Source organism: Nocardioides sp. R-C-SC26 (assembly GCF_021246465.1).
Taxonomy (GTDB): Bacteria; Actinomycetota; Actinomycetes; order Propionibacteriales; family Nocardioidaceae; genus Nocardioides.
Genome location: NZ_JAHRHK010000002.1, coordinates 140,734 through 157,340, shown reverse-complemented (window position 1 = coordinate 157,340; position 16,607 = coordinate 140,734). Strand labels below are relative to the sequence as shown.

Sequence of the window (16,607 nt, the reverse complement as noted above, 5' to 3'; positions counted from 1 at the left end):
GGGCCCCCCCCCCCCCCCGGGGGCCGGGGGGGCGGGGGGGGGCCCCCCCCCCCCCGCCATGATCCGCGCCATCGTCGCGTCGTCGATGAGCCCACTCACGCCATCGGTGCACAGCAGCAGCCGCTCGGCGTCGGCGACGGGCGCGAGGAAGAAGTCGGCGTCGGGCAGGATCTCCCCGCCCAGCGCACGGGTGACGACGTGGCGCTCGGGGTGCAGGGCGGCGTCGGCGCGCGAGATCTCCCCTGCGTCGACCAACTCCTGGACGACGCTGTGGTCGGTGCTCAGCTGTTCCAGGACGCCGTCGTGGTAGCGGTAGACGCGCGAGTCGCCGAGATTGGCCAGCAGCCACCGCGGCTCGCCGCTCCCCGTGACGAGCAACGCCACGACCGCCGTCGTACCGGCGCTGAAGTGATCGTCGCCCGAGGCGCGGCCCGCCTCATCGAGCGCCGCCAGCCTCCGATGACACTCCACGAGCGCCGCCTCGACCGCGCGGGTGGCGCTGACGTTGTCGGCGGACGCCGCGTCGGTCGCGAGGGTGCCGAACACCTCGACCACGATCCGGCTCGCGGCGTCGCCGCGGTCGTGGCCGCCCATGCCGTCGGCGACGACGAACAGCGGCGGAGCGACGAGGAAGGCGTCCTCGTTGACCTCCCGCACGCGGCCGACGTCGGTGGCCGACCCGTGGTGGAGCTCGACGCCGCTCATGACACTCCCGCCGACGGTGCGGAGCGCACCGATAACGTGGGAAGGATGGCCGAGGAGCTCCGATTCCGCTCGCTCGCCGACCAGCTGCGGAACTGGTCGGACGAGCAGTTGAGCGCGCTCCTCGCGCACCGGCCCGACCTCGCCACCACCACTCCTCACGACTTCGGCCAGCTCGCGTCGCGATCGGCCGCACGGGCATCGCTCGCACGGGCGCTCGACGGACTGACCACGTTCGAACTCTCGGTGCTTGATGCCCTGGTCGTCGCCGGCCAAACCACACCCGCCGAGTTGACGACACTGATCGACGCCGAGCCCTCGGCTGTCGCCGAAGCTCTCGCGCGGGTCGAGGCGCTCGCGCTCGCGTGGCGGTCCACCGACGGGCTGCGCGCCGTCGGTGGGTTGAGCGACGCGCTCGGGGGCGGGCCGGGGACGAGCGGGCTCTGGCCGCGCACGGCCGACGCACCGAGCGGCGACGTGCTCCGCACCCGGCTCGCGGAGCTGTCCGAGCCGGCCCGGCGCATGCTCGAACACCTCCTCGAGTCGCGCAGCGAGGCCACGACGTCCGGCTCCCGGGTCGTGGTCGCCGTCGACGACGCCCGGACCCCCGCGGAGGAACTGCTCGCCCGGCGACTCCTCGTGCCACGGGGTGGCAACGGCACGCTCGTGGTGCCCGGGGAGGTGGGCCTGGCGCTGCGCGGAGGACACACCACCGACCGCGCCGTCGACGTCGAGCCGAGCGTGGCGACGTCCCCCCGGACGACGGCGCTGATCGACCGCACCGCGGCGGGCGCCGCCTTCGAGGCGATGCGCCGGGTGGAGATGCTGCTCGAGCGCTGGGGTACGGCACCGCCCGCCGTGCTGCGCAACGGAGGGCTCGGTGTCCGTGACCTCAGGGCGGCCGCCGCCTGGATGCAGGTCGACGACGCCCAGGCGGCGCTGCTCGTCGAGGTGGCGGTCGCAGCGGGCCTGGTGGGCCAGCGCGCCGACAACGAGGGCGACCTCGCCTGGGTGCCCAGCGACGCGTTCGACGCCTGGCTGGACCAGCCGACCTCGCAGCGATGGGCACGACTGGCCACGACGTGGCTGACGATGCCGCGCTCGCCGGCCCGCGTGGGCGGGCGCGACGAAGCCGGCAAGGTACGCAACTGTCTCAGCGCCGAGATCGGCGAGCCGCAGGCGCCGGCGACCCGACGGGCGACCCTGGAGGCGATCGCCGAGCTTCCCGCCGGCGAGACCCTCGCGGCAGGCACCGGCCTGGCCTCGCTCGTCGCACACCTGACCTGGCGTCGACCACGGCGCCCCCGCTCGTGGGGCCGGTTCACCGAGGAGGCGTGCCGCGAGGCGGCGGCGCTGGGAATGCTGGGGCTCGGCGGCGCACCGGCGTACCTCCGCGAGCTGCTGGACCACGAGACGGCGAGTGCCCTCGACCCGTTGCTCCCCGAGCCGGTCGACCACGTGCTCATCCAGGCCGACCTCACCGCCGTCGCTCCCGGCCCGCTGGAGTCGACGCTGGCCCGCTCGCTCCACCTGGTGGCCGACATCGAGTCCCAAGGCGGCGCGACCGTCTACCGGTTCACCCGCGACTCGGTGCGCCGCGCACTCGACGTCGGTTGGACCGCGGTCGAGCTGCACGACTTCCTCGGCTCGGTCTCGCGGACACCGGTGCCACAGCCGCTGACCTACCTCGTCGACGACACCGTCCGCACCTTCGGCTCGATCCGGGTTGGTCACGCCGAGGCGTTCCTGCGCGCCGACGACGAGAACGCGCTGACCGAGCTGCTGCACCACCCCCAGGCCGCCGGGCTGGGGCTGCGTCGCCTGGCCCCGACCGTGCTGATCAGCAGCACCTCGCTCGACGTCCTGCTGCCGCGCCTACGCGAGCTGGGCGCCGCCCCGGTCGTCGAGGGGCCCGACGGCGCCGTCCAGGTGACGCGCCCCGACGTCCTGCGTGCGCGCACACCGCGATCGGGTTCGGGACAGCGGCGCAGCGATGCGGCGTCGTCGCGCTCGAGTGCCGCGCGGGAGACGGCACGGATCGCGGCGGCCGTGACGAGCCTGCGGGCAGGCGACCGTGCCGCGGGTGCCGTCGGCGCCGCGGGCCCGCCGTCCGAGGTGCTCTCGCCGAGCGGTGCCCTGGCGGCACTGCGCGAGGCGATCGACACCGGCACGACCGTCGTGATCGGCTACCTGGACAACCAGGGCATGACCTCGGATCGCGTCGTCGATCCGCGCTCGGTCGACGGCGGCTCGCTGGTCGCGTTCGACCATCGCGCCGACGACGTGCGCGGCTTCGCCGTCCACCGGATCCGCACCGTGCGCCCGCTCGCGCCGTCCGGCTGAGGGCGGTCCGTAGAATCCTCGGGTGAACGACGGGCCTTTGATCGTGCAGTCCGACAAGACCCTGCTGCTGGAGATCGACCACGAACGCGCCGCGGACTGTCGGCGGGCGATCGCCCCGTTCGCCGAGCTCGAGCGCTCTCCCGAGCACGTGCACACCTATCGTCTGACGCCCCTCGGACTGTGGAACGCGCGCGCCGCCGGTCACGACGCCGAGCAGGTCATCGACACGCTGCTGACGTTCTCGCGGTATGCGGTGCCGCACGCGCTGCTGGTCGACGTCGCCGAGACGATGGCGCGCTACGGGCGGCTCCGGCTGGAGAAGCACCCGACCCACGGCCTGGTGCTGGCCAGCTCGGACCGCCCCGTGCTGGAGGAGGTGCTGCGTGCCAAGAAGATCGCCGGGATGCTCGGCAGCCGCATCGACGACGACACCGTCGTCGTCCACGGCTCCGAGCGCGGCAACCTCAAGCAGGCGCTGCTCAAGCTGGGATGGCCGGCCGAGGACTTCGCCGGGTACGTCGACGGCGAGGCGCACCCCATCGATCTCCTGGAGGACGGCTGGACGCTGCGTGACTACCAGCGTCACGCAGCCGAGTCGTTCTGGCACGGCGGCTCGGGCGTCGTCGTCCTGCCGTGTGGGGCGGGCAAGACGCTGGTGGGCGCGGCAGCGATGGCGCAAGCGCGGGCGACCACGCTGATCCTGGTGACCAACACCGTCTCGGCACGCCAATGGAAGGACGAGCTGGTGCGGCGCACGTCGCTGACCGAGGACGAGATCGGCGAGTACTCGGGCACCGTCAAGGAGATCCGTCCGGTCACCATCGCGACCTACCAGGTACTGACCACCCGCCGGAAGGGCACCTACCCGCACCTGGAGCTGCTCGACGCTCGCGACTGGGGCCTCATCGTCTACGACGAGGTGCACCTGCTTCCGGCACCGATCTTCCGGATGACCGCCGACCTGCAGGCACGCCGTCGGATCGGGCTGACCGCGACCCTGGTGCGCGAGGACGGACGCGAAGGCGACGTCTTCTCCCTGATCGGGCCCAAGCGCTACGACGCGCCCTGGAAGGACATCGAGGCGCAGGGCTGGATCGCGCCCGCCGACTGCGTCGAGGTGCGGGTGACCCTTCCGACGTCCGAGCGGCTGACCTACGCCACCGCCGAACCCGAGGAGCGCTACCGGCTCGCGTCCTGCACCCACGAGAAGGTGCGGGTGGTGCGCGACCTGGTCGCGCTCCACGCCGACTCCCCCACCCTGGTGATCGGCCAGTACCTCGAGCAGCTCGACGAGCTGGCCGCTGCCCTCGACGCGCCGGTCATCACCGGCGAGACCCCGGTCAAGGAGCGTCAGCGGCTCTTCGACGCGTTCCGCACCGGCGAGATCGGCCTGCTGGTGGTCTCCAAGGTCGCCAACTTCTCCATCGACCTGCCCTCGGCCGAGGTCGCGATCCAGGTGTCCGGCTCGTTCGGCTCCCGCCAGGAGGAGGCCCAACGGCTCGGCCGCCTGCTGCGCCCGGGCCCGCCGTCCCCGACGGGCGAGCGGAAGGTCGCGCGCTTCTACACCGTCGTCTCCCGCGACACCGTCGACGCCGACTTCGCCCAGAACCGGCAGCGGTTCCTGGCCGAGCAGGGCTACGCCTACCGGATCGTGGATGCGGAGGACCTGGGGGTATAGGGAACCGCGGTCGCACTGCGGGGCGACGTGACCTCGTCCTCTGCCCCGACCGCCGAGACGTGCGGCTCAGCAGGCGGTGCCGCGATCGACCGAGAGCACGGCGCCGGTCACCGAGGCCGCGGCGTCCGAGGCCAGGTAGGCGACGGCGTCCGCGATGTCGCTGGGCGGCATGAAGCCGTAGCGCGCACCGGCGGTCTCCATGAGCAGGCCCCAGTCCAGGTCGGTGTCGGGGTGCTCGGCGGCGGCGTTCGTGGGCAGGTCGGTCTGCACGCCGCCGGGGCAGATCGTGTTGACCCGGATGCCGTCGGCGGCCAGCTCGAGGGCGAGCGACTTCATCAGCAGCACCACGCCGCCCTTGGAGGCGCAGTAGGCGGCCTGGTACGGCTGGGCACGCAGACCCGCGATCGAGGCGATCGTGACGATGTTGCCCTTGCTGGCGCGCAGGTGCGGGAGCGCGGCGTGGCTCACCAGCATCGGGCCGGTCAGGTTGACGCCGAGGTGGCGTTGCCAGGTCGCGACGTCGAGGTCCTCGAACTTGCGGAACTGGTCGATGCCGGCGACGTTGACCACGACGTCGATGCCGCCGAGCGTCGCGGCGGCCTGCTCGACGGCGCTTCGCACCAAGGTCTCGTCGCTGACGTCGCACGCCAGCACTCCGTCCGAGGCGTGCAGGTCGAGCCCGACGACCGTCGCGCCCTCGCGCTCGAGCAGCTCGACCGTCGAGCGGCCCACGCCACCCGCCGCTCCGGTGACCACTGCCCGCTTACCGTCGAACCGTCCGCCCATCGCGTGTTCCGCCTGTCCTGTGGTGTGTCTGTCGGGGGTGAAGCCGGTCGGACCCTATCCGCTGGAGACGGCGTGGGCGACGGGAGTGGGTCGGGTGCGGGGGTTTCGAGACGGGCCTCGTTCCTCGGCCCTCCTCAACCACCGGGAGACCCACCTCGTTCCTCGGCGCCCTCCTCTCGACCACCGACGGGAGGGCTACTCGCCGGCGAAGGCGGCCTGGAGGGCGGCGACGTCGAGCTTGCCGTGCATGGTGAACAGGGCGGAGAGCATGCGGCTCTTGGCCGCCTCGTCGTCGGAGCTCATCGCCTCGTAGTAGGCCTGGGGCGTCACCTGCCACGAGAGGCCGTACCGGTCGGTGAGCCAGCCACACGGAAGCTCCTCACCGTCGACGGTCAGCGCGGCCCACACCCGGTCGAGCTCGTCCTGATCGGCGACCGTGACCTCCAGGGAGACCGCCGGCGTGAACTGGAACTGGTCGCCGCCGTTGATGGCGACGAAGCGCTGGCCGTGCAGCTCGAACTCCACCACCATCGGCACGTCCTGGGGCGCCGGCGTTCCGGGGTGCGGCGGCACGACGGTGACGATGCGACCGACACCGCCGAGCGCGTCGATGTAGAACGCAGCGGCCTCCTCGGCCGCGCGGTCGAACCAGAGGTTCGGGGTGATCTTGGTCCTGATGCCGGTCATGTCGCTCTCCTCGTGATCCTCGGTGCTGTGACCACTACCGACCCGGGTTCGCCCTCGGACTCATCGCCCGCCACCGGCCCGGTCAGCGGAAGGAGCGCAGCCGCAGGCTGTTGCCGACCACGAACACCGAGGAGAAGGCCATCGCCGCGCCCGCCAGCATCGGGTTGAGCAGGCCCGCCGCGGCGAGCGGCAGCGCGGCCACGTTGTAGCCGAACGCCCAGACCAGGTTGCCCTGGATCGTGCGGAGCGTGCGGCGGGAGAGCCGGATCGCGTCGGCGACCACACGCAGGTCGCCGCGCACGAGGGTGAGGTCGCTGGCCGCGATCGCCGCATCGGTGCCGGTGCCCATCGCCAGGCCGAGGTCCGCCTGCGCGAGCGCCGCGGCGTCGTTGACGCCGTCGCCCACCATCGCCACGACCCGGCCCTCCGCCTGCAGACGGCGCACGACGTCGGCCTTGTCGGCGGGCATCACCTCGGCGACCACGTCGTCAGGCGCGATGCCGACGTCCTCGGCCACCGCACGCGCCACCGACTCCGCGTCACCGGTGAGCAGGAGCGGCCTCAGCCCGAGTGCGCGCAGCCGAGCGATGCCCTCGGCCGACGACGGCTTCACCGTGTCGGCGACGACGATGCGACCCCGCGCCACGCCGTCCCACCGGACGTCGACGGCGGTGCCGGTCGCATGCGACCGCTGCGACCGCTCCACGACCACAGCGCGGCCCTCGACCACTCCCTCGACCCCGACACCGGCGGTCGCCAGGAACCCCGTCACCTCGGGCAGGGCGCCGCGAACCCGTGCGGCGTCGGCGATGGCTCGGGCGATCGGGTGCTCGGAGGCGGCCTCCACCGCCCCCGCGGCCCGCAGCACCTCGTCAGCGTCGTGGCCGGGCTCGGCGTCGACCTCGAGCACGGTCATCTCGCCCGTGGTGATCGTGCCGGTCTTGTCGAGGACGACGGTGTCGATGCGCCGGGTCTGCTCGAGCACCTCGGGACCCTTGATCAGGATGCCGAGCTGGGCGCCACGACCCGTGCCGACCATCAACGCCGTCGGCGTCGCGAGCCCCAGCGCGCACGGGCACGCGATGATCAGGACGGCGACCGCGGCGGTGAACGCAGCGCTCGCGCCGCCGCCGTTGCCCAGCCAGAAGGCCAGCGTGCCGACGGCGAGCGCGATCACGACCGGGACGAAGATCCCGGAGATCCGGTCGGCGAGCCGCTGGGCGGCGGCCTTACCCTCCTGGGCCTCCTCCACCAGGCGCGCCATCTGCGCCAGGTGGGTGTCGGCACCCACCCGCTCCGCCCGGACGACGAGGCGCCCGCCGGCATTGAGGGTCGCGCCGACGACCTGGTCGCCCACGACGACGTCGACCGGCACGGACTCACCCGTGACGAGGGCGGCGTCGATGGCCGAGGCACCGCTGACGACGACGCCGTCGGTGGCGATCTTCTCCCCCGGCCGCACGACGAACTCATCGCCGACGCCGAGCTCGTTGATCGGGATCCGCAGCTCCGCGCCCTCCCGCAGCACTGCGACGTCGCGGGCGCCGAGGTCGAGCAGGGCGCGCAGCGCGGCACCGGCACGACGCTTGGACCGTGACTCCAGGTAGCGGCCGGCCAGGATGAAGGTCGTGACGCCCGCGGCGGCCTCGAGGTAGATGTTGGCGCTGCCGTCGCCGCGCCGGATGGTCAGCTCGAACGGGTGCGTCATCCCGGCAGTGCCCGCGGTTCCCCAGAAGAGGGCCCAGACCGACCAGCCGAGCGCCGCTAGCGTGCCCATCGAGATCAGGGTGTCCATCGTGGCGGCGCCGTGACGCAGGTTGACCCAGGCGGCGCGGTGGAACGGCCAGGCTCCCCACACCACGACGGGTGCGGCCAACGTGAGCGAGAGCCACTGCCAGTACGTGAACTGCAGCGCGGGCGCCATCGCCATCGCGACGACCGGCACGCTCAGTACCGCGGACACCACCAGACGCTGCGCCAGCGGGTCGTCGAGCAGCCCACCCACGGACGACGCGCCCCCGTCGTCCGGTGCATCGGCGGACACCGGTCGATCCGGCTCCCGCACCGTCGCGCCGTATCCCGCCGACTCGACGACGGCGATCAGCTCGGACGTCGTGACCTCGGGGCCGCTGAGGCGCACCACGGCCCTCTCGGTCGCGTAGTTCACCGTCGCGGCGACACCCGGCACCTTGTTGAGCTTGCGCTCGATCCGGTTGGCGCAGGAGGCACACGTCATGCCGGTCAGCTCCAGCTCGACGCGCCCTGCCGCGTCCGCCACCGCGGCCGTCTCGGCCAGCTCAGTGCGCATGGCCCGCGCCCGTCTCGTCCGTCTCGGCATCCACGTCGCCCGAGTCGACGTCGGAGGCGGCGGCGCCGCGCGCGGCGTCCAGCACGAAGTTCGCGGTGCGCACCACCCCGCCGACCCGGAAGTCGAAGTAGAGGTGGTAGCGACCGAGGCTCGGCGCCTCGGTGCCGAACGTCGTGCTCTCGCCGTCGGGGTGCACGTGCAGGTAGGCGAGATCACCCTCGCGCAACGCGACGAGGTGCCCCAACGCACCCAGATACGGCTCCGGCGTCACGGGCACGCCGTCGCGCTGTACCTCCACGTGCAGCATCTCGTGCTGGCCCGCGACGAGGTCTCCGTGCAGGCGCACGGTGAAGCCGTCGACCTCGTCGGTGCGGCTCTCCTCTCCCGGTCGCGCCGGGGGCACCGAGCCCGGCACCTGCAGGTCCGCGCCGAGGGTGACCGGCGATCCACCGGCCGGAGTGAAGTCCGCGAACACCCGCCATGCTCCAGGGCTCACGTCCACCGACGTCGACCAGATGCCGTCGTCGAGCACGGGGTGCAGGTGTTGGAAGCCGCCGAAGTCACGACGCACGGCGATCAGGTGCAATCGCTTCTCGTGCACGATGTCGTACTCCGTGACAGGACGACCGTCGGCTCCCTCGACGACGAAGCTCAGCGGTCGCGTGCCCGCGCGAAGGGTCTGGTCGGCCAGCACCAGCCGGACGCCGTCCTGCGCGACCGCCAGGCCGCCAGGCCCGCCCACGTCGCCGGAGTCGGAGTCGGAGTCCGAGCCGTGCTCATGCTCCGCCCCACCCTCGACCGGGTCGAGCACCGTGCGACCCGTCGAGTGGGAGCCGTGCCCGGTGTCGTCGGTGCCGATCGGTCCGACGGCCGCGCCGACCGCCCAGGCCCCACCGAAGATGACAGCCAGGATCGCGACGAACGCGAGGACGCGGACTCCGGTGCTCATGCCGGGTCAGACCACCCGGTAGCCGGCCTCGACGACGGCCGCCTGCACGTCGGCCTCGGCGAGCGGCTGTTCGCTGGTGACGGTGACCGATCCCGTGGTCACGTCGACCTCGACGGCGACGACGCCGTCGATCTCCTCCAGCTCCTCGGTGACCGAAGCGGCACAGTGGCCGCAGGTCATGCCCTCGACGGTGTAGTTCTGCACGACGCTCTCGCTCATGCCGACATCATACCCCCTAGGGGTATAAGATCGACGTCATGGAGACCCAGGCGCACGGCTACCACCACCACGGGCACCAAGAGGCCCTCCTCAAGCGTCTTCGTCGTATCGAGGGTCAGGTGCGCGGCATCCACCGGATGGTCGAGGAGGACACCTACTGCATCGACGTCCTCACGCAGGTCAGCGCTGCCACCAAGGCGCTGCAGCAGGTGGCACTCGCCCTGCTCGACGATCACCTCGGCCACTGCGTCGTGGAGGCGGCGCGCGCCGGTGGCGCCGAGGCCGACGGGAAGGTGGCGGAGGCGTCGGCCGCCATCCGCCGTCTCGTGCGGTCCTGATCGCGCGGGAGGCGCCCACTACCCTGGGGGCTCGTGAGCACCCCGCCAGAGTTCCGCTACTCCGACCTGCTGCCGACCGGCGCCGACGAGACGCCGTACCGCCTGATCACCACCGAGGGCGTCTCCACGTTCGAGGCGAACGGGAAGACGTTCCTCGAGGTGGCCCCCGAGGCGATCCAGCGACTGACCGCCGAGGCGATGCACGACATCAGCCACTTCCTGCGGCCCGCGCACCTCGCCCAGCTGCGCAAGATCATCGACGATCCCGAGGCGTCGGGCAACGACCGCTTCGTGGCGCTCGACCTGCTCAAGAACGTCAACATCTCGGCCGGCGGCGTGCTGCCGATGTGCCAGGACACCGGCACCGCGATCGTGATGGGCAAGAAGTCCGAGGGCGTGCTCACCGGCGCGGACGACGGCGAGGCGATCAGCCGCGGCGTCTTCGACGCCTACACCAACCTCAACCTGCGCTACTCCCAGCTGGCGCCGCTGACGACGTATGAGGAGAAGAACACCGGCACGAACCTGCCGGCCCAGATCGAGCTCTACTCCACCGCTCAGGGGCCGAAAGGTCCGGAGTACAAGTTCCTCTTCATGGCCAAGGGCGGCGGCTCGGCGAACAAGTCGTTCCTGTTCCAGGAGACCAAGGCCGTCCTGAACCCCAAGCGGATGCTGGAGTTCCTCGACGAGAAGATCCGCTCGCTCGGCACGGCCGCCTGCCCGCCGTACCACCTGGCGATCGTGATCGGCGGGACGAGCGCGGAGTACGCGTTGAAGACCGCCAAGTACGCGAGCGCGCACTACCTGGACAACCTCCCCACCGAGGGCTCGATGAGCGCCCACGGCTTCCGCGACCTGGAACTGGAGGAGGAGGTCTTCAAGCTGACCCAGAGCTTCGGCATCGGTGCGCAGTTCGGCGGCAAGTACTTCTGCCACGACGTGCGCGTGGTCCGCCTCCCCCGCCACGGCGCCTCCTGCCCGGTGGCGATCGCCGTCTCCTGCTCGGCCGACCGGCAGGCGCTGGGCAAGATCACCGCGGACGGCGTCTTCCTCGAGCAGCTCGAGATGGACCCCGCCCAGTACATGCCCGACGCCGGCGTCGCCGAGGACATCAGCGGCGGAGAGGTCGTCGCCATCGACCTGAATCGGCCGATGTCGGAGATCCTCGCGGTCCTCTCCGAACTCCCCGTGAAGACACGGCTCTCACTGACCGGACCGCTGGTGGTGGCCCGCGACATCGCCCACGCCAAGATCCAGGAGCGCCTGGACGCCGGTGAGGAGATGCCGGAGTACCTGAAGAACCACCCCGTCTACTACGCCGGTCCGGCCAAGACGCCGGAGGGCATGGCGTCAGGCTCGTTCGGCCCGACCACGGCCGGCCGGATGGACTCCTACGTGAAGTCGTTCCAGGCCGCCGGAGGCTCGATGGTCATGCTCGCCAAGGGCAACCGCTCCAAGCAGGTCACCGAGGCGTGCGACACCTACGGCGGCTTCTACCTCGGGTCGATCGGCGGCCCCGCGGCCCGGCTGGCCCAGGACTGCATCAAGAGCCAGGAGGTCATCGAGTACCCCGAGCTCGGCATGGAGGCGGTGTGGAAGATCGAGGTCGAGGACTTCCCGGCCTTCATCGTCGTCGACGACAAGGGCAACGACTTCTTCACCGACCCCTCCGGCACCGTCACCGTGCCCGTATCGGGGATCCGGGTGCGCTCGGCCGAATAGCGGTGTCACCGGCACACGCCGTCGGGGAACAGACGAGCCGGCCCTCCGCATCAGCGGCGGGCCGGCTCGTCTCACGTCAGGGCAGATGCCTCAGCAGGAGCGCGTGAAGTTCGCCGAGATCGACTTCCACTCGGTCCAGGCCGAGTTCGCGTCGGCGCGACCGCGCGCACTCAACGTGGCCGAGATCGACTTGCCGCACGGCACGACGCCACTGTTGAACGTGATCGTCTGGTTCGGCGCGAGATCCCGGATGCCGGAGACCTGCGCGGACTTGCCCTGGATCTGGCGCTTGAAGATGACCTGGCGATCGCCGGACTGGTTGCCGTTGCGGTTGATCTGCACGTACAGACGACCCTGCTTCTTGACCGGCTGCGCGACGCGAGCACGCATGTCGAAGAGGTAGCTGGAGTAGCTGCCGTAGCTCGGACCGGCCTTCTTGGCCGCCTGCGCCGGGGCCGACATCGTGACGGCGGACGTCATCAGGCTCGCGAGGACGAGCAGGGCGGACAGGTAGCGCTTCATGAGGAATGGCCTTTCAACACCGAGGAAGGGACGACGGGCGCGCCGACACATGGTTCAACGAGCCCAGGGAGCGTAAGTGACGCCCCGATCCCCGACGAAGCCGGCGGGCACCGGCGCCGGCCCTCACCACGGGCTCGACCACGCGGGAACGGTCGATCGCCCCGGGTCGTTGGACACGATGGGAGCCGCTCCGGCTCCGACGGCGACCAGGAGGACCCACATGCAGTGCCCGACCGACGGGGCGACGCTCGTGATGAGCGAGCGCAGCGGCATCGAGATCGACTACTGCCCCACGTGCCGTGGGGTCTGGCTCGACCGCGGCGAGCTCGACAAGATCATCGACCGCTCCCTCAGCCAGGGGCCGACTGTGCCCGCGCCCCAACAGGCACCCGCCGCCCGGTACGAGTCCTACCAGGCACCGCCGGCTCCGCGTGGCTATGACCAACGTCACGACCGCGACTACGACAAGGGCTACAAGAAGAAGCGCCGCGAGAGCTGGCTCTCCGAGCTGTTCGACTGAACGTCCGCCCCCGCGGGGGGGCCCCCGGGGGGGGGGGCCCCGGGGCCCCCCCCGGGGCCCCCCCCCGTCGGCTCTTCTGCACCTCGTCGAGGCGACGCCGCGGTGACGGTGGTCGCTCAACGCCCGCCGGACGTCGTGACGAGGCGCCGTGCGGCGCGCCACACGCGTAGGAGCGCCACGCGCTGCGGCGTGGTGACGTGGCCGCGCCGGCCAGCCAGCACCACGTGACGGTGGAAGCGACGGACTTCCCGGCGCGCCACTCGCCGTCTGTCGGCCTCCTCCCACCGGATGGCATTGCGCAGCGCCGCCCGCATCGGCCTGGTCAACGTCGGCCGCAGGTGGTGCAGACGCACGATCGACTCGAATCGCGCGAGCAGTCGGGTGCCGGTCGAGGGCCGGCCGGGCGTGACCGGATCTGGATCGACCGGACCGGGATCCACCGGACCGGGATCCACCGGACCGGGATCCACCGGACCGGGATCCACCGGACCGGGATCCACCGGACCGGGATCCACCGGACCGGGATCCACCGGACCGGGATCCACCGGACCGGGATCCACCGGACCGGGATCCACCGGACCGGGATCCACCGGACCGGGATCCACCGGACCGGGATCCACCGGACCGGGATCCACCGGACCGGGATCCACCGGACCGGGATCCACCGGACCGGGATCCACCGGACCGGGATCCACCGGACCGGGATCCACCGGACCGGGATCCACCGGACCGGGATCCACCGGACCGGGATCCACCGGACCGGGATCCACCGGACCGGGATCCACCGGACCGGGATCCACCGGACCGGGATCCACCGGACCGGGATCCACCGGACCGGGATCCACCGGACCGGGATCCACCGGACCGGGATCCACCGGACCGGGATCCACCGGACCGGGATCCACCGGACCGGGATCCACCGGACCGGGATCCACCGGACCGGGATCCACCGGACCGGGATCCACCGGACCGGGATCCACCGGACCGGGATCCACCGGACCGGGATCCACCGGACCGGGATCCACCGGACCGGGATCCACCGGACCTGGATCCACTGGACCGGGATCGCCTGGGTCACCCGGCACCGGGCCGCCCCGACCGTTGCCCGCGATCGTTGTTGTGGCGATCCGCGTGGACCCACCCGGTGTGGTCGCGGTGATGACCACGGCGTGCTGGCCCTCGGGCAGGTCGCCGAGCCGGGCGCCGTAGACGCCGTCCCCGGCCGGGCCGTCCCCGTGTGCTCCGTCGTCGACCATCGTGACCTCCTGAGCACGACCGATCACGCGAGCCGTCACCGTGCCCGCGGCGGGTTGCTCGAGTCGGACGAGCCGGGCGGTGACCTGACCCGGGGCCTCGGAACGTGCAGGTCCGGACGTCGTACCCGCGCGCGACCACGGTGACGTGGCGGCCTCAAGGGTGAGCGGGCTGCCCGCCACGAACGTCAGGAGAGTCACGTCGCGCGCCTGACCTGAGAGGTCGGTGACCCGGAGGGTGCCGGCACCGCGAGTGGCGCGAAAGTTCGGAGTGGCGACCTGCACGACGCCGTCGGCGCCCTGCTCCTCGTCGGTGGCCAGCACCTCGCCGGCCGCATCCAGCAACGTCAACCGCAGATCATCGGCCACGGCGAGTGCGCCCATGGTGGTGGCGTTCTCCAACTGGTACGGCAGGTTCACGGTGCCGCCGGCTGGCACCGAGGCGGTGCGGACGCCGTTCGGCTGCGAGCGCTGCTCGAAGATCACCGGGTCCTCCTCGACCCCCGGCTCGACCGAGAGCGGACCCAGGGCAGCCGCACGTCGTTCGCTGGGACTGACCGGCGTGGAGAGCCGAGGGAGCACGTACTTGGTGAAGTCGTCGGCGGATTCGGTCATCGCGGTGTGGAAGTCGTAGGGCGAGTCCATCGTGTCCGCGAGCGTCCAGCGAGCACTGTCGGCCGGCACGATGCCGTCACCGGCGAGCCAGGGCAGCAGCGGCATGCCGACCAGCGGCAACGACGTGCCGACGAGGTTGGAGATCGGCACACCGCGAGTGTCGGTGACAATCTGATTGAAGTAGCCCTCGACCCACTCCGGGGTCAGGTGGTACGACGCCGGAAAGAACGGGATCTTGTCTGCGCCGGCAGCACCGAAGGCCATCAGCATGTCGGCGAGCTGGGAGCCCCGGTTCGGGGTGCCCATCTGGATCAGGCGGTGCACGACCGGACGCCCGTCGTTGTCGAGCGGCATCAGCTCCTGCAGGTAGTACCGGGAGATCAGACCTCCCATGGAGTGCGCGAGGACATCTACCCGCCACGCGCCCGTGGCCGCGCGAACGCCCTCGATGTAGCGAGCCTCCTCCGCTGCGTTCTCGGCCACGGTGTTGGTGCGGCAGGTCTGGCAGCCGGTGCCCCCGCCGTTGGTGTTCATCCGCCCGGGGAACCGGCCGTCTCCCACGGCGTAGCCGCGCAGCCAGGGGTGCCCCGTTTCCACGATGTCCTGGTAGGTGCCCCACGACGACTCGGCATAGGACTTCCAACCGTGGACCAGGACGACCGGGCGGGGCTGGACGACGACGGCGCGGCGCACGGCCTGCTTCTCACGCCCGACACGGACGTCGACCTCTACCTGCGATGCCTGCACGTTCGGCAGGCCGGGCGCGAGCCAGGCTCGATCGGTGGTGTCCCAGCGGGTACTGCGCTCGTAGGTCGCGCCCGGTGGAAGATCGAAACTCTCCTCCGAATCCGGGAGCGCCTGCCCCGTCGCGACGTCACGGAGGGCGAGGTCGATCGACTTCTCCTCACCCGAGACGTTGCGCAGGGTGGTCACGACCCGCACCGGATTGCCGGCGACGACGTTCGCGCCGTCGGGCAGTTCGCTCCACTCCGTCGAGGGGAACACCTGCGTCTCGAGGCGCACACTCTTCTCCAGCGCCGGAGGCACGGTCGCTGCGACGCCTCGGTACCAGAGACAGTCGACGCCGTTGAACCACCCGTACGTGCTCTCCGGCGGTACGCCGACCGCCTCCGTGCTGGCATAGAAGCAGACATAGCCGTCACCCAGCGCATGCGGAGCGAAGGTGGCGGTGTGGGTGGCTCCGAAGCCGCCGGACGCGAAGCACTCGCTCTTCGTCGGCAACGTCCCGGTGTACGCGCAGCCGAACGTCACCTCGACGGGGCGCCCGACCTCCAGCTTCGCACCCTGCGCAGGTGCAGTGATCTTCACGATCGAGTGCTCCTGTCGGTACCGCACATTCGCCGGAGTGCTCGCCGTGGCGAGGTGGCGTACCCGGGTGATGAGTTCGCCGTCGCAAGCGGGCTCCCCGTCGGTGCGTGCCAGGTGCCAGGTGACCCGCGTCTCGCCGAGCTCGTCGCCGTGGATGCGTAGGTCGTTGACACCGCGGAACAGCGGGAAGTCGGTCGGGTCGCCCCATCCGAACACCGGCAGCTGTCCCGACCCCGGGTCGTAGGTGACGGTCCGGCTCTCGCCACGCACCCACGAGGCCGTCAGGTCGATCTCCGGACCGGCATCCAGGATCCAGGGCATCCCCTCGTTGAAGGAGATGCTCTCCTGCGCCAAGTAGCTCAGGTCCAGGTCACGACACCCGGGCGTGGGCGCGGCGCTCGCACCGGGGCCGACGACCAGAAGCGGCTGCGGTCCGACGATGCCGTCGTCGGCGCGCGACGGTTCCGCGGCCGGAGGGGCTGAGCCGGAAGCCGCGGGGGCGGGATCACCCTGGGCGGTGGCCGTCGGGACGACGAGAGCCAGGAGTCCGACCGACAGCATGAACGCCGACACGGCGGCCGGCAGGGAGGACAGTCGAGTTCGCATAGGGACGACGTTCGCCCTCCCGGCGACCCG

General features: G+C 71.6%; 13 protein-coding genes. 5 read left to right on the top strand and 8 right to left on the bottom strand.

What is annotated here, in order from left to right:
- Window positions 1–705, bottom strand: a 705-nt coding sequence (locus tag KSO97_RS02405) for a PP2C family serine/threonine-protein phosphatase (RefSeq protein WP_232676282.1), incomplete at its 3' end; no start/stop codon positions are given.
- Window positions 706–750: 45 nt separating this feature from the next.
- On the opposite strand from KSO97_RS02405, the gene KSO97_RS02400 reads away from it, so the two are divergent.
- Window positions 751–3,045 carry a helicase-associated domain-containing protein gene (locus tag KSO97_RS02400; protein WP_232676281.1) on the top strand — a complete coding sequence of 765 codons (2,295 nt, stop codon included), beginning with the start codon at window positions 751–753 and terminating at the stop codon, window positions 3,043–3,045.
- A 22-nt stretch (window positions 3,046–3,067) separates the two neighbouring features.
- On the top strand, window positions 3,068–4,723 hold the full coding sequence (locus KSO97_RS02395; RefSeq protein ID WP_232676280.1) for a DNA repair helicase XPB: 1,656 nt from the start codon (window positions 3,068–3,070) through the stop codon (window positions 4,721–4,723).
- Window positions 4,724–4,789: 66 nt separating this feature from the next.
- On the opposite strand, the gene KSO97_RS02390 is transcribed toward KSO97_RS02395, so the two are convergent.
- From KSO97_RS02390 to KSO97_RS02370, 5 genes are all read right to left on the bottom strand, one after another.
- Window positions 4,790–5,509, bottom strand: coding sequence for an SDR family NAD(P)-dependent oxidoreductase (locus tag KSO97_RS02390; RefSeq protein ID WP_232676279.1), 720 nt, complete (start codon window positions 5,507–5,509; stop codon window positions 4,790–4,792).
- A 195-nt stretch (window positions 5,510–5,704) separates the two neighbouring features.
- Entirely contained in the window at window positions 5,705–6,196 is a 492-nt protein-coding gene (locus KSO97_RS02385) for a VOC family protein (RefSeq protein WP_232676277.1), read from the bottom strand.
- An 82-nt stretch (window positions 6,197–6,278) separates the two neighbouring features.
- Entirely contained in the window at window positions 6,279–8,504 is a 2,226-nt protein-coding gene (locus tag KSO97_RS02380; RefSeq protein ID WP_232676276.1) for a cation-translocating P-type ATPase, read from the bottom strand.
- Entirely contained in the window at window positions 8,494–9,453 is a 960-nt protein-coding gene (locus KSO97_RS02375; protein WP_232676275.1) for a hypothetical protein, read from the bottom strand. The genes KSO97_RS02380 and KSO97_RS02375 overlap by 11 nt, the downstream gene beginning before the upstream one ends.
- Window positions 9,454–9,459: 6 nt before the next feature.
- On the bottom strand, window positions 9,460–9,672 hold the full coding sequence (locus tag KSO97_RS02370; protein ID WP_232676274.1) for a heavy-metal-associated domain-containing protein: 213 nt from the start codon (window positions 9,670–9,672) through the stop codon (window positions 9,460–9,462).
- A gap of 38 nt (window positions 9,673–9,710) precedes the next feature.
- On the opposite strand from KSO97_RS02370, the gene KSO97_RS02365 reads away from it, so the two are divergent.
- Window positions 9,711–10,010, top strand: coding sequence for a metal-sensitive transcriptional regulator (locus tag KSO97_RS02365; protein ID WP_232676273.1), 300 nt, complete (start codon window positions 9,711–9,713; stop codon window positions 10,008–10,010).
- Between the two features lie 33 nt (window positions 10,011–10,043).
- Entirely contained in the window at window positions 10,044–11,732 is a 1,689-nt protein-coding gene (locus tag KSO97_RS02360) for a fumarate hydratase (RefSeq protein ID WP_232676272.1), read from the top strand.
- Window positions 11,733–11,822: 90 nt separating this feature from the next.
- On the opposite strand, the gene KSO97_RS02355 is transcribed toward KSO97_RS02360, so the two are convergent.
- Complete coding sequence (locus KSO97_RS02355; RefSeq protein ID WP_232676271.1) at window positions 11,823–12,254, bottom strand: hypothetical protein; 432 nt, start codon at window positions 12,252–12,254, stop codon at window positions 11,823–11,825.
- Between the two features lie 220 nt (window positions 12,255–12,474).
- On the opposite strand from KSO97_RS02355, the gene KSO97_RS02350 reads away from it, so the two are divergent.
- Window positions 12,475–12,774, top strand: a complete 300-nt coding sequence (locus KSO97_RS02350) for a zf-TFIIB domain-containing protein (protein ID WP_232676270.1) — start codon at window positions 12,475–12,477, stop codon at window positions 12,772–12,774.
- Window positions 12,775–12,890: 116 nt separating this feature from the next.
- Here KSO97_RS02350 and KSO97_RS02345 read toward each other — a convergent pair whose 3' ends face one another.
- Window positions 12,891–16,577, bottom strand: a complete 3,687-nt coding sequence (locus KSO97_RS02345; RefSeq protein WP_232676268.1) for a choice-of-anchor X domain-containing protein — start codon at window positions 16,575–16,577, stop codon at window positions 12,891–12,893.
- Window positions 16,578–16,607 lie beyond the last annotated feature (30 nt).